The sequence below is a fragment of the Duffyella gerundensis genome, from assembly GCF_001517405.1.
GTDB classification, from domain to species: Bacteria; Pseudomonadota; Gammaproteobacteria; order Enterobacterales; family Enterobacteriaceae; genus Duffyella; species Duffyella gerundensis.
The window spans coordinates 434,501-456,532 of the sequence record NZ_LN907827.1 but is presented as its reverse complement, the minus strand read 5'-3'; the positions used below and the strand labels follow the sequence as shown (position 1 = coordinate 456,532).

Below are 22,032 nucleotides of genomic sequence, written 5' to 3'. Positions count from 1 at the left end.
TGATTAGGCTTAAAAAAAAGAAATTATTTGTATACTTTTTCACCTTAAAATCACATAACTCGTTGTTATAAATAATTAAAAAAAAGTAACGCCCCGTTGCTATTCTCTTCCTGCTGCTTTCTGTGTCCAATTGTTCAAAACTTGGCCTTTCATCTTCTGAAAAAAATGCGTAATATACGCCGCCTTGCGAACAGTTATGGTCACTTCTTTTTCATGCGCATTGGACACCACCAGCTCCGTAATCGACTGATTGCCGCCCCGATGGCCGGGATAACAGACCGGCCCTTCAGGACATTGTGTTATCAGTTAGGCGCCGGAATGGCAGTGTCTGAGATGCTTTCGTCGAACCCGGAAGTTTGGGCAAGCGATAAGTCGCGTTTGCGCATGGTTCATAGTGACGAGCCTGGAATACGCACCGTGCAAATTGCCGGTTGCGATCCCGATGATATGGCACAGGCAGCGCGCATTAATGTGGCTTCCGGTGCTCAGATTATCGATATAAACATGGGCTGCCCGGCGAAAAAGGTGAATCGCAAGCTGGCAGGTTCGGCACTGCTGCAACACCCTGAGTTAGTGAGATCGATTCTTCTCGCGGTGGTGAATGCAGTTGACGTGCCCGTTACGCTGAAGATACGTACCGGCTGGGATACTGAAAATCGCAATTGCGTAGAGATTGCCCAATTGGCCGAACGGTGTGGCATTCAGGCCCTGACCATTCATGGACGCACTCGCGCCTGTTTGTTCAATGGCGAAGCTGAATACGACAGCATTCGGACAGTTAAGCAGAACGTTTCCATTCCGATTATCGCGAATGGGGACATTACTGACCCGCATAAAGCCAAAGCAGTGCTGGACTATACGGGGGCTGATGCCCTGATGATAGGCCGCGCTGCCCAGGGAAGACCGTGGATCTTCCGGGAAATCCAGTACTACCTGGACACTGGGGAGTTGCTTGCTCCTCTGCCAATGGCAGAGATAAAGCACTTGCTGATTGGACACATACGGGAACTGCACGACTTTTACGGTCAGCGCAAGGGATACCGTATTGCCCGAAAACACGTCTCCTGGTATCTCCAGGAGCACGCCCCTGACGACCAGTTTCGGCGCACATTCAACGCCATTGAGGATGCCAGCGAACAGCTGGAGGCGTTGGAGGCATACTTCGAAAATCTTGCGTAAACGAAATAAAGAGCTGAAAGAACTATGTTCGAACAACGCGTAAATTCTGACGTACTGACCGTTTCTACTGTTAACTCACAAGACCAGGTGACCCAAAAGCCACTGCGTGATTCAGTTAAACAGGCACTGAAGAACTATTTTGCTCAACTGAATGGTCAGGATGTTAACGATCTCTATGAGCTGGTATTGGCTGAAGTGGAACAGCCTCTGTTGGACATGGTAATGCAGTATACCCGTGGCAACCAGACCCGTGCTGCTCTGATGATGGGCATCAACCGCGGTACGCTGCGCAAGAAATTGAAAAAATATGGCATGAACTAAGTTCATGACCGGAAAAAAAAGGCGCGCCTTCGGGTTAGCGCCTTTTTTTTAATCACTATTCTGCCGATTGAAATGTCTGAATCGTGTAAAAATTCCGCTTGTTATTCAACTTTTGATTCATCATGCTGTCCAACGATCTGTATCGCGACTGATGTACATCTTTATGCGTTACCGTCATCCATTACTGCATAACGAGATATCGATGAAATCAGCACCTCGCTTTTCCCGCCATATGCTCCATCCACGTTACTGGTTAACCTGGTTTGGTCTTGGCCTGCTTTTCTTACTGGTACAGCTGCCGTTTCCTTTGTTAGAGAAACTGGGTATCTGGCTGGGCCGTACGTCCATGAGGTTTCTGAAACGCCGTATGCGCATTACGCAGCGTAATCTGGAGCTCTGCTTCCCGGACCTGAGTGAAGCCGAACGCGATGCGCTGATCGTCCACAATTTTGAATCTCTCGGTATGGGCCTGATGGAAACCGGGATGGCCTGGTTTTGGTCAGATGAACGCGTCAAACGCTGGTTCACCGTCAACGGGTTGCATAACCTCAAAAGCGCGCAGGAAAAGAAACGCGGCGCATTAATTATTGGCGTGCACTTTATGTCACTTGAATTAGGTGGCCGCGCGATGGGTCTGTGCCAGCCAATGATGGCCATGTATCGTCCGCATAACAACAAACTGATGGAATGGGTACAGACCAAAGGTCGTACGCGTTCTAATAAAGCGATGATTGATCGTCGTGATCTGCGTGGCATGGTAAAAGCGCTGAAACAAGGTGAAGCGGTTTGGTTTGCCCCGGATCAGGATTACGGTCCAAAAGGCAGCGTGTTCGCTCCGCTGTTCGCGGTTTCTCAGGCCGCTACCACTAGCGGCACCTATATGCTGGCGCGCATGGCAAAACCAGCGATGATCACCGTCGTACTGATTCGTAAAGAACAGGGTCAGGGATATGAGCTGGTTATTCAGCCTGAGTTGCAGGACTATCCGCTGGATAATGAACATGAGGCCGCAGCCTACATGAACAAAGTGATTGAACGCGAAATCCTGCGCGCGCCAAGCCAGTATCTGTGGCTTCATCGCCGCTTCAAAACGCGCCCTACGGGCAAAGCATCGCTTTACTAAGCCTGCTTAGCGTTATCAAAGCCCGCCGAATGTGATCGGCGGGCTTTTTTTTTGCAATTTTTCAGCAACGCCCTTCTCGTTTCGCGTCAGCGCTCACATAGCCTCTATCTGGTGAAACTTTTTGCACCAAATGTGATCCTGTCGACTCACGCCGCACCGCTTTAGTGCGCGATATTAAGTGAACTTTCCAGTTACGTCAGGTTATTAACAGATATTTCCAATAAATTCATACTGCTGCAAACCTGGCATTGCCTTTGCAAAGTCGTGGGTGGCTAACCACCTCAGACAGCAAAAGCGCGCATTAAGGTGCGCTGCTCACCATAACAATATGCTTCGCCACACAGGATGCTTTATGAAAAAAATGATGCTTACCACTTTGGTTGCGGCCGCCTCTCTGCTTACGCTGGCTAATCAGGCTCATGCAGGCACGACGCTGGATGCCATTAAAAAGAAAGGTTTTGTTCAGTGCGGCATTAGTGATGGCCTGCCTGGATTCTCCTACGCTGATGCCAGCGGCAAATTTACCGGTCTGGATGTGGATGTCTGCCGTGCTGCCGCTGCCGCTGTATTTGGCGATGCGACAAAAGTGAAATATACCCCGCTGACTGCAAAGGAACGTTTCACCGCGCTGCAATCTGGCGAAGTCGATATTCTTTCACGTAACACCACATGGACATCAGCGCGCGATGGAGGCATGGGCTTTCTGTTTGCCGGCGTGAATTATTATGATGGCATCGGCTTTTTGACTCACAACAAAGCAGGCCTGAAAAGCGCTAAAGAGCTGGATGGCGCCACCGTTTGTATTCAGGCCGGAACCGATACCGAGCTGAACGTCGCCGACTTCTTTAAATCCAACAAAATGACCTATACACCGGTGACGTTCGATCGTTCGGATGAGTCGGCAAAAGCACTGGATAGCGGACGCTGCGATACGCTGGCTTCCGATCAGTCTCAGCTTTACGCGTTGCGTATCAAATTGGGCAAACCGGATGAGTTCATCGTCTTACCTGAAGTGATTTCAAAAGAGCCTCTGGGTCCGGTAGTGCGTCGTGGCGATGATGACTGGTTTACCATCGTAAAATGGTCGTTCTTCGCGATGCTGAATGCCGAAGAGATGGGCATCAACTCTAAAAACGTCGATCAAATGGCCGCTAAGCCAACCACGCCGGATATGGCACATCTGCTCGGTGCAGAGGGCGACTTTGGCAAAGACCTGAAGCTGGATAACAAGTGGGCTTACAACATCATTAAGCAGGTAGGTAACTATCAGGAAAGCTTTGACCGTAACGTGGGTAAAGACAGTGCGCTGAAAATTGCACGTGGTCAGAACGCGTTATGGAATCAGGGTGGCATTCAGTACGCTCCACCAGTGCGTTAATTTCTGCTCGCTCTTGTTTATCACCGGACGCCTTTCTGGCGTCCGGATCAGTAATGTCGTCACTGAGGTTGCATCATGTCTCAACGCCCAACCGTGAAAAGGGATTTCTCATTCTCCAACCCTGCGGTTCGCGCCTGGGTGTACCAAATCATTGCGGTAGCCGCTGTGATACTGGTTGTGGGTTATCTGGTTCATAACACCATCGTTAACCTGGCTAATCGCGGCATTACGTCGGGTTTTAGTTTTCTCGAGCGCACTGCCGGTTTTGGCATCGTTCAACATCTGATTGAGTATTCAGAAAGCGATACCTACGCGCGCGTGTTTCTGGTCGGATTGACCAATACGTTGCTGGTATCAGCGCTGTGTATCGTTTTCGCCTCGATCCTGGGTTTCTTTCTCGGTCTGGCCCGCCTGTCGGACAACTGGCTGCTGAGAAAAATTTCAACCATCTACATTGAGACGTTCCGTAATATTCCACCGCTGCTGCAGATCTTCTTCTGGTATTTTGCTGTGCTGCGTAATCTGCCTGGCCCGCGTCAGGCACTTAGTGCATTTGATTTAACCTTCGTCAGCAACCGCGGACTCTATATTCCCTGGCCACAATATGCACCGGGCACGCTGCCGTTTTTGATCGCCCTGCTTCTGACCATCATTGGCACCATCGCGATATATCGCTTTAACCGTCAACATCAGGTTAAAACCGGCCAATTGCGTCGTACCTGGCCCACAGCCATTGCTGTGTTGCTGGTATTTCCGGCGATAACCCATGCCATCTTTGGCGCGGCCATGCACTGGGATATTCCAGTCTTGCGCGGCTTTAACTTCCGTGGCGGCTTTGTGCTGATCCCTGAACTGGCTGCGCTGACGCTGGCACTCTCTATTTATACGTCATCGTTCATCGCTGAGGTTATTCGCTCAGGGATTCAGTCAGTGCCTCACGGCCAACATGAGGCGGCACGCTCATTAGGATTGCCTAATCCAGTTACGCTACGACAGGTAATCATCCCACAGGCGATGCGCGTCATTATCCCGCCGCTGACCAGCCAATATTTAAACATCGTTAAAAACTCCTCACTGGCAGCGGCGATCGGCTATCCCGATATGGTGTCATTGTTTGCCGGAACGGTGCTCAATCAAACCGGACAGGCGATAGAAACCATTGCGATTACCATGGCGGTTTATCTGATTATCAGCCTGATTATTTCACTGTTAATGAATATCTATAACCGCAAAATTGCGCTGGTTGAGCGCTAAGAGAATAAACATGACGGTGACAACGCATCAACCACAGGCAGCACCAACCAGCTTTCCTTCACGCGCATGGCGCTGGGCACGCAAAAATCTGTTCTCCAGCTGGGGCAATAGCCTGCTAACCCTGTTTTGCCTGTGGATCATGTGGACGGTTATTCCTCCGGCGCTGAACTGGCTGATTTTTCAGGCTAACTGGTTGGGTACCACCCGTGCAGACTGTACTAAAGAGGGTGCCTGCTGGGTTTTCATTCATGCGCGGTTTGGCCAGTTTATGTATGGCCTCTATCCGCATGAACTGCGCTGGCGCATTAACCTTACTCTAATAATTGGCCTGCTTTCCCTGATACCGATGTTTGTAAAAAGCATGCCGCATCGCGGACGCTACATTGCTGGCTGGATTATCGTTTATCCAGTCGTGGTTTGGTTTCTGCTGTACGGGGGATTCTTCGGCCTTGAGCGGGTTGAAACTCGCCAATGGGGCGGCCTGACGCTGACGCTGATTATTGCCGCGGTAGGTATTGCCGGTGCATTGCCGCTGGGCATTTTACTGGCGCTGGCTCGTCGCTCACGTATGCCAGTAGTACGCACACTATCGATCATTTTCATCGAGTTCTGGCGCGGCGTTCCGCTGATAACCGTGCTGTTCATGTCATCCGTCATGCTGCCTCTTTTTATGGCGGAAGGAACATCGATCGACAAATTGATTCGTGCATTGGTAGGGGTGGTGCTATTCCAGTCTGCTTATGTTGCGGAGGTAGTACGTGGCGGCTTACAAGCGCTGCCTAAAGGGCAGTACGAAGCTGCAGAGTCGCTGGCGCTGGGATACTGGAAAACGCAGGCGTTTGTGATCCTGCCTCAGGCATTGAAGTTAACGATTCCAGGGCTGGTGAACACCATCATCGCCCTGTTTAAAGATACTAGCCTGGTGATCATTATTGGCTTATTCGACCTGTTCAGCAGTGTGCAACAGGCAACCGTTGATCCGACCTGGCTGGGAATGTCGACCGAGGGTTATGTATTTGCTGCCCTGGTTTACTGGATTTTTTGTTTTAGCATGTCGCGCTATAGCCAGTATCTGGAGAAGCGTTTTCATACTGGCCGCACCGCACACTAAGGAATATCATGACCCAATCTATGATTAAAGATGCCGATAACCTGATGATATCCCTTGAGAATGTCAATAAATGGTATGGGCAGTTTCATGTACTTAAAGATATCAATCTGCAGGTTAAACCGCGCGAGCGTATTGTACTCTGTGGTCCATCAGGCTCGGGAAAATCGACCACCATACGCTGCATCAATCATCTTGAAGAACATCAGCAGGGACGGATTGTAGTAGATGGCATTCATCTGAACGATGACCTGCGCAATATTGAACGTGTGCGCACAGAAGTTGGCATGGTATTCCAACATTTTAACCTTTTTCCCCATCTTACCGTACTGCAAAACTGTACTCTGGCGCCGACATGGGTACGTAAGACACCGAAGAAAGAAGCAGAACAGCTGGCTATGCATTATCTGGAACGGGTACGCATTGCTGAGCACGCCCATAAGTTTCCTGGACAGTTATCCGGCGGTCAGCAACAACGAGTCGCCATCGCGCGTTCGCTGTGCATGAAGCCGAAAATTATGCTGTTTGATGAGCCAACTTCAGCGCTTGATCCGGAGATGGTTAAAGAGGTACTGGATACGATGATTGGCTTGGCCGAAGATGGTATGACCATGCTTTGTGTAACGCACGAGATGGGTTTTGCTCGTACGGTAGCCGATCGGGTGATCTTTATGGATCGTGGTGAAATTGTTGAGCAGGCTCCGCCGACAGAATTTTTCTCACAACCTAAATCTGAGCGTACACGCGCCTTTCTGTCTCAGGTAATTCACTGACGAAGTGTAGTAAAACCAGAGAAGCCCTTGGCCGCTGGAGTTGCCGAGGGCTTTTTTTTGCGCTGATAGATTAACCCACGCTGCTTTCGCCCATTTGAAGTGATCTGAGGATTAAAATGAACTGCAGGTAGTTCAGGTAGTTCAGGTAGTTCAGGTAGTTCAGGTAGTTCAGGTAGTTCAGGTAGTTCAGGTAGTTCAGGTAGTTCAGGTAGTTCAGGTAGTTCAGGTAGTTCAGGTAGTTCAGGATAATGGTATGAATAAGATCCAAAAGAAAAAGCCCCGTGCTTTCGCACGGGGCTCTGTCTGTTTGATGCCTGGCAGTTCCCTACTCTCACATGGGGAGACCCCACACTACCATCGGCGCTACGGCGTTTCACTTCTGAGTTCGGCATGGGGTCAGGTGGGACCACCGCGCTACAGCCGCCAGGCAAATTCTTTATTTGCCGAACCCATTTACTTATCTAAAACTGGTGCTGATACCCAGAGTCGAACTGGGGACCTCACCCTTACCAAGGGTGCGCTCTACCAACTGAGCCATATCAGCACATTTAATTTTGATGCCTGGCAGTTCCCTACTCTCGCATGGGGAGACCCCACACTACCATCGGCGCTACGGCGTTTCACTTCTGAGTTCGGCATGGGGTCAGGTGGGACCACCGCGCTAGTGCCGCCAGGCAAATTCTGTTCCGGACCCCCCCAAAAAAGGCGGGCCCGATAATCCGGTACGTGCTGAAAATTGAAACCGCGTCACTGCAAAACGCCTGTGGCGTTGTAAGGTTAASCCTCACGGGTCATTAGTACCGGTTAGCTCAACGCATCGCTGCGCTTACACACCCGGCCTATCAACGTCGTAGTCTTCAACGTCCCTTCAGGARACTTATAGTCTCAGGGAGAACTCATCTCGGGGCAAGTTTCGCGCTTAGATGCTTTCAGCGCTTATCTTTTCCGCATTTAGCTACCGGGCAGTGCCATTGGCATGACAACCCGAACACCAGTGATGCGTCCACTCCGGTCCTCTCGTACTAGGAGCAGCCCCCCTCAGTTCTCCAGCGCCCACGGCARATAGGGACCGAACTGTCTCACGACGTTCTAAACCCAGCTCGCGTACCACTTTAAACGGCGAACAGCCGTACCCTTGGGACCTACTTCAGCCCCAGGATGTGATGAGCCGACATCGAGGTGCCAAACACCGCCGTCGATATGAACTCTTGGGCGGTATCAGCCTGTTATCCCCGGAGTACCTTTTATCCGTTGAGCGATGGCCCTTCCATTCAGAACCACCGGATCACTATGACCTGCTTTCGCACCTGCTCGAGCCGTCACTCTCGCAGTCAAGCCAGCTTATGCCATTGCACTAACCTCACGATGTCCGACCGTGATTAGCTGACCTTCGTGCTCCTCCGTTACGCTTTGGGAGGAGACCGCCCCAGTCAAACTACCCACCAGACACTGTCCGCACCCCGGATCACGGGGCCACGTTAGAACATCAAACGTTAAAGGGTGGTATTTCAAGGTTGGCTCCACGCGGACTGGCGTCCGCGCTTCAAAGCCTCCCACCTATCCTACACATCAAGGCTCAATGTTCAGTGTCAAGCTGTAGTAAAGGTTCACGGGGTCTTTCCGTCTTGCCGCGGGTACACTGCATCTTCACAGCGAGTTCAATTTCACTGAGTCTCGGGTGGAGACAGCCTGGCCATCATTACGCCATTCGTGCAGGTCGGAACTTACCCGACAAGGAATTTCGCTACCTTAGGACCGTTATAGTTACGGCCGCCGTTTACCGGGGCTTCGATCAGGAGCTTCTCTTGCGATAACCCCATCAATTAACCTTCCGGCACCGGGCAGGCGTCACACCGTATACGTCCACTTTCGTGTTTGCACAGTGCTGTGTTTTTAATAAACAGTTGCAGCCAGCTGGTATCTTCGACTGGCTTCGGCTCGGGGAGCAAGTCCCTCCACCTACGCGCCAGCGTGCCTTCTCCCGAAGTTACGGCACCATTTTGCCTAGTTCCTTCACCCGAGTTCTCTCAAGCGCCTTGGTATTCTCTACCTGACCACCTGTGTCGGTTTGGGGTACGATTTGATGCTGCCTGATGCTTAGAGGCTTTTCCTGGAAGCAGGGTATCAGTTGCTTCAGCACCGTAGTGCCTCGTCGTCACGCCTCAGTGTTAAAGTGAACCGGATTTGCCTGGAACACACACCTACACGCTTAAACCGGGACAACCGTCGCCCGGCCAACCTAACCTTCTCCGTCCCCCCTTCGCAGCAACACCGAGTACAGGAATATTAACCTGTTTCCCATCGACTACGCCTTTCGGCCTCGCCTTAGGGGTCGACTCACCCTGCTCCGATTAACGTTGAACAGGAACCCTTGGTCTTCCGGCGAGCGGGCTTTTCACCCGCTTTATCGTTACTTATGTCAGCATTCGCACTTCTGATACCTCCAGCAGACCTCACAGTCCACCTTCGACGGCTTACAGAACGCTCCCCTACCCAACAACGCTTGCGCGCCGCTGCCGCAGCTTCGGTGCATGGTTTAGCCCCGTTACATCTTCCGCGCAGGCCGACTCGACCAGTGAGCTATTACGCTTTCTTTAAATGATGGCTGCTTCTAAGCCAACATCCTGGCTGTCTGGGCCTTCCCACATCGTTTCCCACTTAACCATGACTTTGGGACCTTAGCTGGCGGTCTGGGTTGTTTCCCTCTTCACGACGGACGTTAGCACCCGCCGTGTGTCTCCCGTGATAACATTCTTCGGTATTCGCAGTTTGCATCGGGTTGGTAAGCCGGGATGGCCCCCTAGCCGAAACAGTGCTCTACCCCCGAAGATGAGTTCACGAGGCGCTACCTAAATAGCTTTCGGGGAGAACCAGCTATCTCCCGGTTTGATTGGCCTTTCACCCCCAGCCACAGGTCATCCGCTAATTTTTCAACATTAGTCGGTTCGGTCCTCCAGTTAGTGTTACCCAACCTTCAACCTGCCCATGGCTAGATCACCGGGTTTCGGGTCTATACCCTGCAACTTAACGCCCAGTTAAGACTCGGTTTCCCTGCGGCTCCCCTATACGGTTAACCTTGCTACAGAATATAAGTCGCTGACCCATTATACAAAAGGTACGCAGTCACACCACGAAGGTGCTCCCACTGCTTGTACGTACACGGTTTCAGGTTCTGTTTCACTCCCCTCGCCGGGGTTCTTTTCGCCTTTCCCTCACGGTACTGGTTCACTATCGGTCAGTCAGGAGTATTTAGCCTTGGAGGATGGTCCCCCCATATTCAGACAGGATACCACGTGTCCCGCCCTACTCTTCGAACTCACAGCAGGTGCATTTTTGTGTACGGGACTGTCACCCTGTACCGTGCGACTTTCCAGACGCTTCCACTAATGCACAAGCTGATGATGGTTCCGGGCTCCTCCCCGTTCGCTCGCCGCTACTGGGGGAATCTCGGTTGATTTCTTTTCCTCGGGGTACTTAGATGTTTCAGTTCCCCCGGTTCGCCTTGCAGCACTATGTATTCATGCTGCAATGATGCACCTGGGTGCACCGGGTTTCCCCATTCGGGTATCGTCGGCTGTTGCGGTTCATATCACCTTACCGACGCTTATCGCAGATTAGCACGCCCTTCATCGCCTCTGACTGCCTGGGCATCCACCGTGTACGCTTCGTCACTTAACCTCACAACCCACAGGCGTCTCGTGAGACGCTGCGGTCATAAGCGTGACGCGAACACGCCGCTCTCTGCGCCCCTTATTACGGAGGGACGCGACGACGTGTCGTTTCAATTTTCAGCTTGTTCCGGATTGTTAAAGAGCATAATACTTCGCAGCCCGCCGTTGCCGGCGCGCTCTGAAGTATTGTTGAAAACCATATGGTGGAGCTAAGCGGGATCGAACCGCTGACCTCCTGCGTGCAAGGCAGGCGCTCTCCCAGCTGAGCTATAGCCCCATACAGTCTTGCAGAGACCTTTACTACCACTCAACCGAGTGCATCCTCAGGCAAGGATGCCGCTTTGCTCCGCAAGGAGAAAAGCATGGTAGGCCTGAGTGGACTTGAACCACCGACCTCACCCTTATCAGGGGTGCGCTCTAACCACCTGAGCTACAAGCCTGTAGAGGTTTTCTGCTCGTTACTTTCTATCAGACAATCTGTGTGGACACTGCGCGGGAAGGTATCTTCAGGTAAGGAGGTGATCCAACCGCAGGTTCCCCTACGGTTACCTTGTTACGACTTCACCCCAGTCATGAATCACAAAGTGGTAAGCGCCCTCCCGAAGGTTAAGCTACCTACTTCTTTTGCAACCCACTCCCATGGTGTGACGGGCGGTGTGTACAAGGCCCGGGAACGTATTCACCGTGGCATTCTGATCCACGATTACTAGCGATTCCGACTTCACGGAGTCGAGTTGCAGACTCCGATCCGGACTACGACGCACTTTGTGAGGTCCGCTTGCTCTCGCGAGGTCGCTTCTCTTTGTATGCGCCATTGTAGCACGTGTGTAGCCCTGCTCGTAAGGGCCATGATGACTTGACGTCATCCCCACCTTCCTCCGGTTTATCACCGGCAGTCTCCTTTGAGTTCCCGACCGAATCGCTGGCAACAAAGGATAAGGGTTGCGCTCGTTGCGGGACTTAACCCAACATTTCACAACACGAGCTGACGACAGCCATGCAGCACCTGTCTCACGGTTCCCGAAGGCACTAAGGCATCTCTGCCGAATTCCGTGGATGTCAAGAGCAGGTAAGGTTCTTCGCGTTGCATCGAATTAAACCACATGCTCCACCGCTTGTGCGGGCCCCCGTCAATTCATTTGAGTTTTAACCTTGCGGCCGTACTCCCCAGGCGGTCGACTTAACGCGTTAGCTCCGGAAGCCACGAGTCATGCTCACAGCCTCCAAGTCGACATCGTTTACGGCGTGGACTACCAGGGTATCTAATCCTGTTTGCTCCCCACGCTTTCGCACCTGAGCGTCAGTCTTTGTCCAGGGGGCCGCCTTCGCCACCGGTATTCCTCCAGATCTCTACGCATTTCACCGCTACACCTGGAATTCTACCCCCCTCTACAAGACTCAAGCCTGCCAGTTTCAAATGCAGTTCCCAGGTTAAGCCCGGGGATTTCACATCTGACTTAACAGACCGCCTGCGTGCGCTTTACGCCCAGTAATTCCGATTAACGCTTGCACCCTCCGTATTACCGCGGCTGCTGGCACGGAGTTAGCCGGTGCTTCTTCTGCGGGTAACGTCAATGAACGAGGTTATTAACCTCGTCCCCTTCCTCCCCGCTGAAAGTACTTTACAACCCGAAGGCCTTCTTCATACACGCGGCATGGCTGCATCAGGCTTGCGCCCATTGTGCAATATTCCCCACTGCTGCCTCCCGTAGGAGTCTGGACCGTGTCTCAGTTCCAGTGTGGCTGGTCATCCTCTCAGACCAGCTAGGGATCGTCGCCTAGGTGAGCCGTTACCCCACCTACTAGCTAATCCCATCTGGGTTCATCCGATGGTGTGAGGCCCGAAGGTCCCCCACTTTGGTCTTGCGACGTTATGCGGTATTAGCCACCGTTTCCAGTGGTTATCCCCCTCCATCGGGCAGATCCCCAGACATTACTCACCCGTCCGCCACTCGTCACCCAAGGAGCAAGCTCCTCTGTGCTACCGTTCGACTTGCATGTGTTAGGCCTGCCGCCAGCGTTCAATCTGAGCCATGATCAAACTCTTCAATTAAAAGTTCGATTTGCTTCAACTCGTGAAGCGATGCTCAAGGAAAACGTCGTAATGAATTTCAATACGTGTTCACTCTTAAGACTTGATATTTTTTTGCGTCCGGAGACGCGTGATATCAATCCTGCGAGTGCCCACACAGATTGTCTGATAAATTGTTAAAGAGCAGCGCAACCGGCGGGTTAACCGTCCGTTGCGAGGTGGCGTATATTACGCTTTCCTCCTTCGGAGTCAATCCCTTTTCTCAGGATTTTTTCCGGCGGTTCAGAACTTCCTGAACCTCCCACACACTGGAGAGTTTCCTCATCCTGCACACCGTGCTGTGTAAGCCGTTGTGCCGTGTCAGTGGAGGCGCATTATAGGGATCCGTTCGATTAGCACAAGCGTTTTTTAGATCTTTTATTTTGATTGCGCAGATTCTGTGCTCATCGTCCGGATCACATACGATCCGCTTAACTTTCGCTCACTAAACTTGAGGTTTTGCCACACAATTAGATGATTTCATGTAAGGAGCAAAGCATGCCTCAACCGTTAAAAGCTTATAAAGATACCTTTCCCGTCTGTCGTGAGCACGTCATGGTCGACGAATCCAGTGTGGTAGTCGGTGATGTTCATCTGGCTAACGATGTTAGCATCTGGCCATTGGTAGCGATTCGTGGTGACGTTAATCACGTTATTATTGGCGAACGCAGCAACATTCAGGATGGATGCGTACTGCATGTTACGCATAAGTCGGACCGTAACCCTCAGGGTTTCCCGTTGTTGATTGGTAAAGATGTGACAGTCGGCCACAAAGCCATGCTGCATGGCTGTACCATTGGCGATCGAGTTTTAGTTGGGATGGGAACTATTGTGCTGGATGGCGTCATTATCGAAAATGACGTAATGATTGGTGCAGGTAGTCTTGTACCTCCGGGCAAAAGACTGGAAAGCGGCTATCTCTACTTTGGCAATCCCGTAAAGCAGATACGCCCTTTGAATGAGCAGGAAATTGCAGGATTGCTTCATTCAGCGACTAACTACGTTAACTGGAAAAATGACTATCTCGCGCTGCCCAACCAGACCCAGCCCTGATCATCATCTTTTTGCTGTTCGATGAGGGTTTGCGCTTCCTCTTCCAGATCCCAGCGATGAGCACTGAACAGTTTGTCAGCCAGGTGCTCATTGCCATAACGATGCTGTAACTCACTTGCAGAAATAGCGCAGGTAAGGCTGATGCCATTTACCAGCGCGGGAAAACACATCGCATCAATCTCTTTATTCCACTCTTCGCGATCGGGAAATTGAATTGCCTGATTCATGACAGCAGCTCTTTGTGCAAACGGTCAATCACAGGTTCAACGTCGGGAAACTCGCCATGCCAGAGATAAAAAGCATGTGCAGCTTGTCCCACCAGCATCCCTAATCCATCTGCAAGCTGACTGGCCTCATGTTGCTGACCCCAGCGCAGAAAAGGCGTTAAACCCGGCTGGTAAAACATGTCGTAACAGCGGGTCGAAGGCGCAATGATTGTTGAAGGTAACGCTGGCACTTCTCCCGAAATCCCGCTGGACGTTGCATTCACAATCACATCAAACGGCTGTCCGCTCAATTTTTCCATGGGACATGCGATTACGTCGCCATGTGATTGAAAGAGAGTGGCCAGTTCCTGCGCCTTCTCAGCCGTTCGATTTGCTATGGTGATCACGCAGCCTGCAGAAAGCAGTGGCAGAATAACCCCTCTTGCTGCCCCTCCCGCGCCCACCAGCAAAATACGGCAGCCCGGCGCGATCATTTGCAGGCGGGAAAGATCGCTGACTAAACCAATCCCATCGGTGTTGTCGCCGAGAATCTTTCCCGCACCGATTTTTTTAAGCGTGTTGACGGCTCCCGCCAGAGCTGCTCGCTCGGTTAACTCATCTGCCAGCTCAAATGCCTGTTGTTTAAACGGCACCGTCACATTTGCGCCTTCGCCACCGTTTGCAAAAAAGTCTTTTATCGTGGCAGGAAAAGCGTCAATGGGTGCACAGACGCGACCATACAGATGTTCGATGCCCGTTTGTGCAGCGAACAACGCATGAATCAACGGTGATTTACTGTGAGTGATTGGATGACCAAATACGGCAAAACGTTCCATCTTTTATCCCTGACGAATCAACGCACCTGTAATAACATCTTTAATTTCCGAAGGATTTTTTCTTCCGCCGGTCACGCCTGCCAATACGGGAAAATCGCTACCAAACTGTGCCAAAACGTCTTCCATCGAACGGCAAGGAGGCTGACCGGAAAGATTGGCACTGGTAGAAACGATAGGTTTGCCCAATGTCTGGCAGAGAGCTCTGACATCAGGATGATCGCTTACGCGGATAGCCAACGAATCAAACTGGCCGGTAAGCCATCGTGGAGTTTGCGGCTTTGCCGGCGCCACCCATGTTACTGGTCCAGGCCAGCTGTTCAGCATGCGTTCACGCTGGATAACAGATAATTCACGATCGGCAATATAGGGTTCTAATTGCGAGTAGTCGGCAGCAATTAGGATCAAACCTTTTTCGATCGGACGCTGCTTCAGAGCGAGCAGAGCTAAAACCGCCTGCTCATCATCCGGATCGCATCCCAGCCCAAAAACTGCTTCGGTTGGATAAGCAATAACGTTATGGTTGCGTAAATGGTGCAGGCAGTTCTCAAATGATGATGAATGAATCGAGTTAATCACTTTCAGTTCCTGATGCCACAGGTTTGCCGCAAATTTTGCTGGCACAAAATTGCTTCATTCCCTGTGCGGTTTTCTTTTCTATTAGCAGAGGAAAATGGCAAAACGCACATTCGCCTTCTATCGGTTGTGCGTTAATCGCAAACTGGCAGCTGGGATAGCGATTACAGGAATGAAAAGTTTTGCCAAAACGTGAACGTCGTTGAACCAGATGGCCAGTCTCACACTGAGGGCAAGCAATTGCTGTTTCATCCGGACGATCGATCACTTCCGTATGCGGACATTCCGGGTAGTGGCAGCAACTAATAAACATGCCGTATCGTCCCTGGCGCAATACTAAATCGTTACTGCAGACTGGACAGCTCTGTCCCTCTAAAATTTTCACAACGTGCCCGTCGCTTTGACTTTTAAGCGGACGAGAATAATCACATTGAGGATAATGCGTGCAGCCCAGGAAGGGACCATGTTTACCGGAGCGTATAACAATTTCTGCCCCACATTTGGGGCAGAGTTCGTTTTTTCGCACCGTAAAGAGCGCTGGTTTATTCATAACTGCTCAGGCATGAAGAGAGTCTTCAGTGCATCATTCCTTCGTTGACGTCAAAAAGTAATTCTTCCATTTGCTGATAGGCATTTTCACATCCCGGGATGTTAAATAACACCATCAACACGACCCATTTAAGATCTTCCAGATCGAATTCAAAAGTATCAAGCGCCATGATGCGTTCAATAACCATCTCCCGGGTTTCGAGATTTAGTACCTGAATCTGTTCCAGGAACAGAATAAAGCCCCGGCAACTGGCATCAAGACGCTGGCTCTCTTCTTCCGTATAAATACGCATAGAGAGCGGATCGGTAGTTAACAAAATCGGCGCAACGAGGCCATCCTGATAATCTGCCAGCTTCTCCAACCAGTTCAACGCATTGTAGATATCTTCCCGATGAAAGCCGGCGTCCGTCAAATCATCAGTGAGCTTATCCTGATCAACGCGCATTTCAGCCTCGCTGTGGATATACGTTTCAAACAAGTACATTAGTACGTCGAACATGGCATGCCCTCCTCAATCGGACATAGCCGCCGGGTACAGCTGCGATCCATCCTGCTAACTCCAGCTCAAGCAACTTTGCTGCGATAGCTGGCACAGGTTGGCCGGCACGTTCAGCGACGACGTCAACAGGTGTAACCTCATCTCCTACGTTAGCCAACACCTCAGCAAATGGCAATGGAACATCAACGTTGTCTGATGAATATATTGCGTCATCCGCAGAAAATGGTAACCAGGCAAAATTTTGATTGAGCTGCTCAACAATATTATTGGGATGTGCGACCAGTAAGGCGCCTTGCTGAATAAGCCAATGCGTACCTTCACTGCTGTTATTTCCCAGCGGTCCGGGCAACGCATACACATCGCGATTTTGCTCAAGCGCATAACGCGCCGTGACCAGAGAACCACTCTTGATGGAAGCCTCAACAACCAGAACGCCTTTGCTAAGGCCGCTAATAATGCGATTCCTTCGCGGAAAATTAGTGGCGTAGGGGGGTAACGATAGCGGGAATTCGGAAACTATCGCCCCGCCCGCCTCAATAATGTCATGTGCCAGGCCAATATGTCGCTGCGGATATATATTTTCCAACCCACTTCCGAGCACTGCCAGTGTTTTTCCCGATACTGACAGCGCGGCGCGATGTGCAATACCATCAATTCCTCTTGCCAGCCCGCTGGTTATTGTTAGTCCGCTTAGCGCAAGCGCCTGGGTAAAGTATTCCCCCCACTGACGACCATAATGTGAACAATTTCGACTTCCAATAACGGCTAGCTGAGGTGTCAGCAGTAATGAAACATTGCCAGTCACAAACAACAGTGCAGGAAATGCAGTAATAGCAAGCAGCTGTGGCGGATAGCGTTCATCTTCGGCGGTAATTAAAAAATGGTTATCGGCTTCCAGCCACATTGCTGTCTGCTCTATGAGGCGCTGCGGACATGACCAAAATTGCTGCCGCTGCAATTCAGTTAATCCGGCATGTATACACGCGTCTTCATCGACTCCCAGTTGAGACAGATACCTCGCTGTAGCCAGCAGCTGTGTACCTTTTAATCCTTTTACTACCGATAACCGCAACCAAAGCTCACTTTTTTCCACGGCTGCCTCCTTGCAAAGCCCGGTATCCCATGCCGGAATGCTGTCAATCGGGCAGTGAAATGTCTACAATACAGGGAACAATTTTCCCTTTCCTTGAACACAGATCTGGATAGTTATGTCAGTTTTGCAGGTATTACATTTCCCTGACGATCGTCTTCGCATTGTCGCCAAGCCAGTCAAAGAAGTGAATGCGGATATTCAGCGCATCGTGGATGATATGTTTGAAACGATGTACGCCGAAGAAGGCATTGGCTTAGCGGCTACGCAGGTGGATATTCATCAGCGCATCATCGTTATCGATGTATCAGAAAATCGTGATGAGCGTTTAACGCTCATCAATCCTGAATTGCTGTCAAAAGATGGCGAAACCGGTATTGAGGAAGGCTGCCTTTCTATTCCGGAGCAGCGTGCTTTTGTGCCGCGCGCAGAACGAGTGAAGATTCGCGCATTAAACCGCGAAGGCGAAGCATTTGAGCTAGAAGCCGACGGCCTGCTCGCCATCTGCATTCAGCATGAGCTGGATCATCTGGTTGGCAAGTTATTCATTGATTATCTTTCACCGATGAAACGTCAGCGTATTCGCCAAAAAATGGAAAAACTGGCGCGCCTGAATGCGCGCGATGCCTGATTAAGGAATAAGCGTGTCCGAATCATTGAACATCATTTTTGCCGGCACGCCAGACTTCGCGGCCCAACACCTGTCGGCGCTTCTGTCATCACAGCATCGTGTCGTGGCTGCTTTCACGCAGCCTGACAGACCGGCCGGGCGTGGTAATAAATTAGCTGCCGGCCCAGTAAAAACGCTGGCTCTTGAAAATAATATTCCGGTGTACCAACCAAAATCTTTGCGGCCTGCAGAAAATCAGCAGCTGGTTGCAGATTTACAGGCTGACATCATGGTTGTTGTCGCTTATGGGTTGATTCTGCCTGCGTCAGTACTGGCAATGCCGCGGCTGGGCTGTATCAACGTTCATGGCTCGCTGCTGCCACGCTGGCGCGGCGCAGCGCCCATTCAGCGTGCCGTATGGGCTGGCGATGCGCAGACCGGCGTGACCATTATGCAAATGGATGTTGGTCTTGATACTGGAGACATGCTGCTTAAGCTTGACTGCCCCATTGAACCTGAAGATACCAGTGCAACGCTTTATCACAAGCTTGCCCAGCTGGGGCCAACAGGCATGCTTGAAACGTTGGCCTTGTTGGCAACTGGCGAAGCGAAGCCGGAAGTGCAGAATGAAGCCAGCGCGACTTATGCTGAAAAACTCAGTAAAGAGGAAGCTCGCCTGAACTGGCATTTGAGCGCGGCGCAACTTGAGCGCTGTGTTCGCGCCTTTAATCCGTGGCCAGTCAGCTTTTTTGTCGTTGATGAGCAACCAGTGAAAGTATGGCAGTCCAGCATTTTCCCTCACCAGCCGAATACCACGCCGGGGGAAGTCATCGCCGCCGATAAGCACGGTATTCAGATCGCAACGTCTGATGGCGTATTGAATATTGAGCAATTACAGCCTGCTGGAAAAAAAGCCATGACAGCGCAAGACCTGCTTAACTCACGCCGTGATTGGTTTACGCCAGGAACCGTGCTTACCTGATACCCGAACCCGGCCTTCGCCGGGTTTTATTTAATGACGATGTAAAATGAAAAAAACAACCAATCTTCGTAGCCTGGTGGCCATTGCTGTTGAGCGCGTAATAGAACAGGGGCAATCGCTGAGCACCGTATTGCCCGTTATACAGCGAGAAGTAGCGGAAAAAGATGCCGCACTTTTGCAAGAGCTCAGCTATGGCGTTCTACGTACTCTTCCGCAGCTGGAAGGTATTATTGGCAAGTTAATGGCCCGCCCCATGACCGGCAAGCAGCGGACTATTCATTTCTTGATCATGGTTGGTCTTTATCAGCTTATACATACGCGTATTCCTGCTCATGCCGCCCTGGCAGAAACCGTTGAAGGCGCAGTCGCGCTGAAACGCCCACAGCTGAAAGGGGTAATTAACGGTGTTTTGCGTCAATTTCAGCGCCAGCAGGATGAGCTTCTTGCGCAGCATGAGCAATCTGCACAGCGCTATTTGCATCCTAAATGGCTGATGAATCGCTTGCAACAGGCCTGGCCTGAGCAATGGCAATCGATTATAGAAGCAAATAATCAGCGTCCGCCGATGTGGCTACGTGTTAATCAGCAGCATCATTCACGCGAAGACTGGCTAAAGCTGTTGCAGGAAAGTGGTAAAAACGCCATCGCTGACGAGCATGCAAGACATGCAGTGCGTCTTGAAACACCTTGTGGTGTCTCGCAGCTTCCGGGATTTAGTGAAGGTTGGGTAACCGTACAGGATCTTTCAGCTCAGCGGTGTGCTGAGTTTTTAGAACCGCAAAATGGAGAAAGCATTCTTGATTTATGCGCTGCTCCTGGCGGGAAAACCACGCATATTTTGGAAGCAGCGCCTGAAGCCATTGTACTTGCCGTTGATGTCGATGAAAAACGGCTTGCGCGTGTTCACGAAAATTTGAAACGCCTCGGGCAGCACGCTGATGTTAAAGCAGGAGATGGGCGTTTTCCGGAACAATGGTGCGAAGCCAGCCAGTTCGATCGTATCTTGCTGGATGCGCCCTGCTCTGCAACCGGTGTCATTCGTCGTCATCCAGACATCAAGTGGTTAAGACGAGATGCAGATATTGCCGAACTGGTTAAGCTGCAGAGTGAAATATTTGATGCGGTCTGGCCGCGCTTAAAATCCGGCGGCACATTTTTATATGCTACATGCTCAGTACTCCCAGAAGAGAATCACCTTCAGGTAGCAGCATTTTTACAGCGGCATCCGGATGCGCAACATGTTCCACTTACTGATTCAGCGGAACCGGGATTACAAATTTTCCCGCAGCACGACAGCGGTGATGGTTTTTACTATGCGAAGCTGATTAAACGTTAATCTGAAGCCTAAAACTTGAGGCAGGTTCACTGATGAAAATCATTATATTAGGCGCCGGGCAAGTGGGCGGAACGCTGGCGGAAAACCTGGTTGGCGAAAATAACGATATCACCGTTGTGGATACCGATACCGGGCGGCTGCGCCAGTTGCAGGACAAATTCGATCTTCGTGTAGTTCAGGGACACGGCTCACATCCTCGCGTTTTACGCGAAGCTGGCGCCGAAGATGCTGACATGTTGGTCGCCGTAACCAGCTCAGATGAAACAAACATGATCGCGTGTCAGGTAGCCTACACGCTTTTTAATACACCGAACCGCATTGCTCGTATTCGTGCCGTGGATTATGTGCGTGACTCTGAGAAATTATTTGGCCCTGAAGCCGTACCGATTGATCACCTGATTGCGCCTGAGCAACTGGTGATTGATAACATTTATCGCCTGATCGAATATCCTGGTGCGCTGCAAGTGGTCAATTTCGCAGATGGGAAAGTTAGTCTTGCGGCGGTAAAAGCCTATTATGGCGGACCACTAGTTGGCAATGCTCTGTCTATTATGCGCGAGCACATGCCGCATATAGACACACGAGTTGCTGCAATTTTCCGACAGGATCGCCCTATCCGACCGCAAGGTTCTACGATTGTGGAGGCCGGTGATGAAGTCTTCTTTATCGCCGCCAGCCAGAATATTCGCGCCGTGATGAGCGAGCTTCAGCGACTGGAAAAACCCTATAAACGCATCATGTTAGTCGGTGGCGGCAATATCGGTTTTGGCTTAGCGCAACGCCTGGAAAAGCATTACAGCGTCAAGCTGATTGAAAGAAATCAACAACGAGCCGCGGAACTCGCTGAACAACTGCAAAATACCATCGTGTTTTATGGTGACGCATCCGATCAGGAATTATTAGCCGAAGAGCATATCGATCAAATCGATCTGTTTATCGCCGTTACCAATGACGATGAGGCTAATATTATGTCAGCAATGCTGGCCAAGAAAATGGGTGCCAAAAAAGTCATGGTGCTGATCCAGCGTCGTGCATATGTTGATCTGGTTCAGGGCAGCGTCATTGATATTGCCATTTCGCCTCAACAAGCCACTATTTCCGCCCTGCTTGGACATGTACGTAAAGCTGATATCGTCAGCGTTTCATCACTCCGACGCGGCATAGCAGAAGCGATAGAAGCGATTGCTCACGGCGATGAAAGTACTTCACGGGTTGTTGGTCGCACCATTAACGATATTAAACTTCCCCCAGGAACGATCATTGGGGCAGTGGTTCGTGGAGATGACGTGATGATTGCCAATAACAATTTGCGCATTGAGCAAGGCGACCATGTCATCATGTTCCTGACTGATAAAAAGTTCGTTCCTGATGTTGAGCGCCTGTTCCAGCCAAGTCCGTTTTTTCTGTAAAAGATTTCCA

At 50.9% G+C, this 22,032-nt stretch carries 19 protein-coding genes, 3 tRNA genes and 4 rRNA genes; 12 read left to right on the top strand and 14 right to left on the bottom strand.

The features are described 5' to 3' along the window. Window positions 1-213: 213 nt before the first annotated feature. The 7 genes from dusB to EM595_RS02060 all read left to right on the top strand — a co-directional run bounded on the left by dusB (window position 214) and on the right by EM595_RS02060 (window position 7,136). Window positions 214-1,179 (top strand): tRNA dihydrouridine synthase DusB, encoded by a 966-nt coding sequence (dusB, locus tag EM595_RS02090; protein ID WP_067435074.1) that lies wholly within the window; start codon window positions 214-216, stop codon window positions 1,177-1,179. A gap of 24 nt (window positions 1,180-1,203) precedes the next feature. Further along, a complete protein-coding gene (gene fis, locus EM595_RS02085; protein ID WP_000462905.1) occupies window positions 1,204-1,500 on the top strand; it encodes a DNA-binding transcriptional regulator Fis in 297 nt (98 codons plus the stop codon). 202 nt (window positions 1,501-1,702) lie between these two features. Next, on the top strand, window positions 1,703-2,623 hold the full coding sequence (gene lpxP / locus EM595_RS02080; RefSeq protein ID WP_067427408.1) for a kdo(2)-lipid IV(A) palmitoleoyltransferase: 921 nt from the start codon (window positions 1,703-1,705) through the stop codon (window positions 2,621-2,623). Between the two features lie 352 nt (window positions 2,624-2,975). Then, entirely contained in the window at window positions 2,976-4,001 is a 1,026-nt protein-coding gene (locus EM595_RS02075) for an amino acid ABC transporter substrate-binding protein (RefSeq protein ID WP_067427406.1), read from the top strand. Window positions 4,002-4,076: 75 nt separating this feature from the next. Then, window positions 4,077-5,255 carry an amino acid ABC transporter permease gene (locus tag EM595_RS02070; RefSeq protein ID WP_067427404.1) on the top strand — a complete coding sequence of 393 codons (1,179 nt, stop codon included), beginning with the start codon at window positions 4,077-4,079 and terminating at the stop codon, window positions 5,253-5,255. Window positions 5,256-5,265: 10 nt separating this feature from the next. Next, the gene (locus EM595_RS02065; protein WP_067427402.1) at window positions 5,266-6,366 is read left to right on the top strand and encodes an amino acid ABC transporter permease; all 1,101 of its coding nucleotides are present in this window, start codon (window positions 5,266-5,268) and stop codon (window positions 6,364-6,366) included. Between the two features lie 8 nt (window positions 6,367-6,374). After that, complete coding sequence (locus EM595_RS02060) at window positions 6,375-7,136, top strand: amino acid ABC transporter ATP-binding protein (protein ID WP_067427400.1); 762 nt, start codon at window positions 6,375-6,377, stop codon at window positions 7,134-7,136. 70 nt (window positions 7,137-7,206) lie between these two features. On the opposite strand, the gene EM595_RS21335 is transcribed toward EM595_RS02060, so the two are convergent. The 8 genes from EM595_RS21335 to EM595_RS02020 form a co-directional block, all read right to left on the bottom strand. After that, window positions 7,207-7,404, bottom strand: a complete 198-nt coding sequence (locus EM595_RS21335) for a hypothetical protein (RefSeq protein ID WP_231938713.1) — start codon at window positions 7,402-7,404, stop codon at window positions 7,207-7,209. Between the two features lie 44 nt (window positions 7,405-7,448). Beyond that, window positions 7,449-7,564, bottom strand: a 5S ribosomal RNA gene (gene rrf, locus EM595_RS02050). Window positions 7,565-7,604: 40 nt separating this feature from the next. Beyond that, window positions 7,605-7,680, bottom strand: a tRNA-Thr gene (locus tag EM595_RS02045). A gap of 15 nt (window positions 7,681-7,695) precedes the next feature. Beyond that, window positions 7,696-7,811: ribosomal RNA gene (gene rrf, locus EM595_RS02040) — 5S ribosomal RNA — on the bottom strand. A 98-nt stretch (window positions 7,812-7,909) separates the two neighbouring features. Continuing rightward, a 23S ribosomal RNA gene (locus EM595_RS02035) occupies window positions 7,910-10,814 on the bottom strand. 194 nt (window positions 10,815-11,008) lie between these two features. Continuing rightward, window positions 11,009-11,084, bottom strand: a tRNA-Ala gene (locus tag EM595_RS02030). A gap of 86 nt (window positions 11,085-11,170) precedes the next feature. Then, window positions 11,171-11,247 (bottom strand) — tRNA-Ile (locus tag EM595_RS02025). A 71-nt stretch (window positions 11,248-11,318) separates the two neighbouring features. Then, window positions 11,319-12,860, bottom strand: a 16S ribosomal RNA gene (locus tag EM595_RS02020). The 16S, 23S and 5S rRNA genes sit together here with 3 tRNA genes alongside, the layout of an rRNA operon. A gap of 516 nt (window positions 12,861-13,376) precedes the next feature. Between EM595_RS02020 and EM595_RS02015 the strand changes: the two genes are divergently transcribed. Continuing rightward, window positions 13,377-13,931, top strand: coding sequence for a gamma carbonic anhydrase family protein (locus EM595_RS02015; protein WP_067427396.1), 555 nt, complete (start codon window positions 13,377-13,379; stop codon window positions 13,929-13,931). Here EM595_RS02015 and EM595_RS02010 read toward each other — a convergent pair. From EM595_RS02010 to dprA, 6 genes are read right to left on the bottom strand one after another with little or no spacing between them, the layout of a single operon-like run. Continuing rightward, the gene (locus EM595_RS02010; RefSeq protein WP_067427394.1) at window positions 13,898-14,158 is read right to left on the bottom strand and encodes a DUF1488 family protein; all 261 of its coding nucleotides are present in this window, start codon (window positions 14,156-14,158) and stop codon (window positions 13,898-13,900) included. The genes EM595_RS02015 and EM595_RS02010 overlap by 34 nt on opposite strands. Then, window positions 14,155-14,973 (bottom strand): shikimate dehydrogenase, encoded by an 819-nt coding sequence (gene aroE / locus EM595_RS02005; protein ID WP_067427392.1) that lies wholly within the window; start codon window positions 14,971-14,973, stop codon window positions 14,155-14,157. Before aroE ends, EM595_RS02010 begins: the two co-directional genes overlap by 4 nt. Window positions 14,974-14,976: 3 nt before the next feature. Then, window positions 14,977-15,549, bottom strand: a complete 573-nt coding sequence (gene tsaC, locus EM595_RS02000) for an L-threonylcarbamoyladenylate synthase type 1 TsaC (RefSeq protein WP_067435071.1) — start codon at window positions 15,547-15,549, stop codon at window positions 14,977-14,979. Then, window positions 15,542-16,096 (bottom strand): DNA topoisomerase family protein, encoded by a 555-nt coding sequence (locus EM595_RS20540; RefSeq protein ID WP_071852473.1) that lies wholly within the window; start codon window positions 16,094-16,096, stop codon window positions 15,542-15,544. Before EM595_RS20540 ends, tsaC begins: the two co-directional genes overlap by 8 nt. A 25-nt stretch (window positions 16,097-16,121) precedes the next feature. Beyond that, window positions 16,122-16,595: a DUF494 family protein Smg gene (smg, locus tag EM595_RS01995; protein ID WP_067427390.1), complete on the bottom strand. Its 474-nt coding sequence runs from the start codon at window positions 16,593-16,595 to the stop codon at window positions 16,122-16,124. Beyond that, window positions 16,567-17,688 (bottom strand): DNA-protecting protein DprA, encoded by a 1,122-nt coding sequence (dprA, locus tag EM595_RS01990; protein ID WP_067427388.1) that lies wholly within the window; start codon window positions 17,686-17,688, stop codon window positions 16,567-16,569. The genes smg and dprA overlap by 29 nt, the downstream gene beginning before the upstream one ends. A gap of 115 nt (window positions 17,689-17,803) precedes the next feature. On the opposite strand from dprA, the gene def reads away from it, so the two are divergent. From def to trkA, 4 genes are read left to right on the top strand one after another with little or no spacing between them, the layout of a single operon-like run. Then, entirely contained in the window at window positions 17,804-18,316 is a 513-nt protein-coding gene (gene def, locus EM595_RS01985; protein WP_067427386.1) for a peptide deformylase, read from the top strand. A 13-nt stretch (window positions 18,317-18,329) separates the two neighbouring features. Then, window positions 18,330-19,277, top strand: coding sequence for a methionyl-tRNA formyltransferase (fmt, locus tag EM595_RS01980; RefSeq protein WP_067427385.1), 948 nt, complete (start codon window positions 18,330-18,332; stop codon window positions 19,275-19,277). Between the two features lie 46 nt (window positions 19,278-19,323). After that, the gene (gene rsmB / locus EM595_RS01975) at window positions 19,324-20,613 is read left to right on the top strand and encodes a 16S rRNA (cytosine(967)-C(5))-methyltransferase RsmB (protein ID WP_067427384.1); all 1,290 of its coding nucleotides are present in this window, start codon (window positions 19,324-19,326) and stop codon (window positions 20,611-20,613) included. Window positions 20,614-20,645: 32 nt separating this feature from the next. Then, a complete protein-coding gene (trkA, locus tag EM595_RS01970) occupies window positions 20,646-22,022 on the top strand; it encodes a Trk system potassium transporter TrkA (protein WP_067427383.1) in 1,377 nt (458 codons plus the stop codon). The last annotated feature ends 10 nt before the right edge of the window (window positions 22,023-22,032 follow it).

Coding starts and splice junctions, on each gene's coding strand:
- dusB (WP_067435074.1), top strand. CDS start 214: ATGCGCATTGGACACCACCAGCTCCGTAATCGACTGATTGCCGCCCCG.
- fis (WP_000462905.1), top strand. CDS start 1,204: ATGTTCGAACAACGCGTAAATTCTGACGTACTGACCGTTTCTACTGTT.
- lpxP (WP_067427408.1), top strand. CDS start 1,703: ATGAAATCAGCACCTCGCTTTTCCCGCCATATGCTCCATCCACGTTAC.
- EM595_RS02075 (WP_067427406.1), top strand. CDS start 2,976: ATGAAAAAAATGATGCTTACCACTTTGGTTGCGGCCGCCTCTCTGCTT.
- EM595_RS02070 (WP_067427404.1), top strand. CDS start 4,077: ATGTCTCAACGCCCAACCGTGAAAAGGGATTTCTCATTCTCCAACCCT.
- EM595_RS02065 (WP_067427402.1), top strand. CDS start 5,266: ATGACGGTGACAACGCATCAACCACAGGCAGCACCAACCAGCTTTCCT.
- EM595_RS02060 (WP_067427400.1), top strand. CDS start 6,375: ATGACCCAATCTATGATTAAAGATGCCGATAACCTGATGATATCCCTT.
- EM595_RS02015 (WP_067427396.1), top strand. CDS start 13,377: ATGCCTCAACCGTTAAAAGCTTATAAAGATACCTTTCCCGTCTGTCGT.
- EM595_RS02010 (WP_067427394.1), bottom strand. CDS start 14,158: ATGAATCAGGCAATTCAATTTCCCGATCGCGAAGAGTGGAATAAAGAG.
- aroE (WP_067427392.1), bottom strand. CDS start 14,973: ATGGAACGTTTTGCCGTATTTGGTCATCCAATCACTCACAGTAAATCA.
- EM595_RS20540 (WP_071852473.1), bottom strand. CDS start 16,096: ATGAATAAACCAGCGCTCTTTACGGTGCGAAAAAACGAACTCTGCCCC.
- smg (WP_067427390.1), bottom strand. CDS start 16,595: ATGTTCGACGTACTAATGTACTTGTTTGAAACGTATATCCACAGCGAG.
- def (WP_067427386.1), top strand. CDS start 17,804: ATGTCAGTTTTGCAGGTATTACATTTCCCTGACGATCGTCTTCGCATT.
- rsmB (WP_067427384.1), top strand. CDS start 19,324: ATGAAAAAAACAACCAATCTTCGTAGCCTGGTGGCCATTGCTGTTGAG.
- trkA (WP_067427383.1), top strand. CDS start 20,646: ATGAAAATCATTATATTAGGCGCCGGGCAAGTGGGCGGAACGCTGGCG.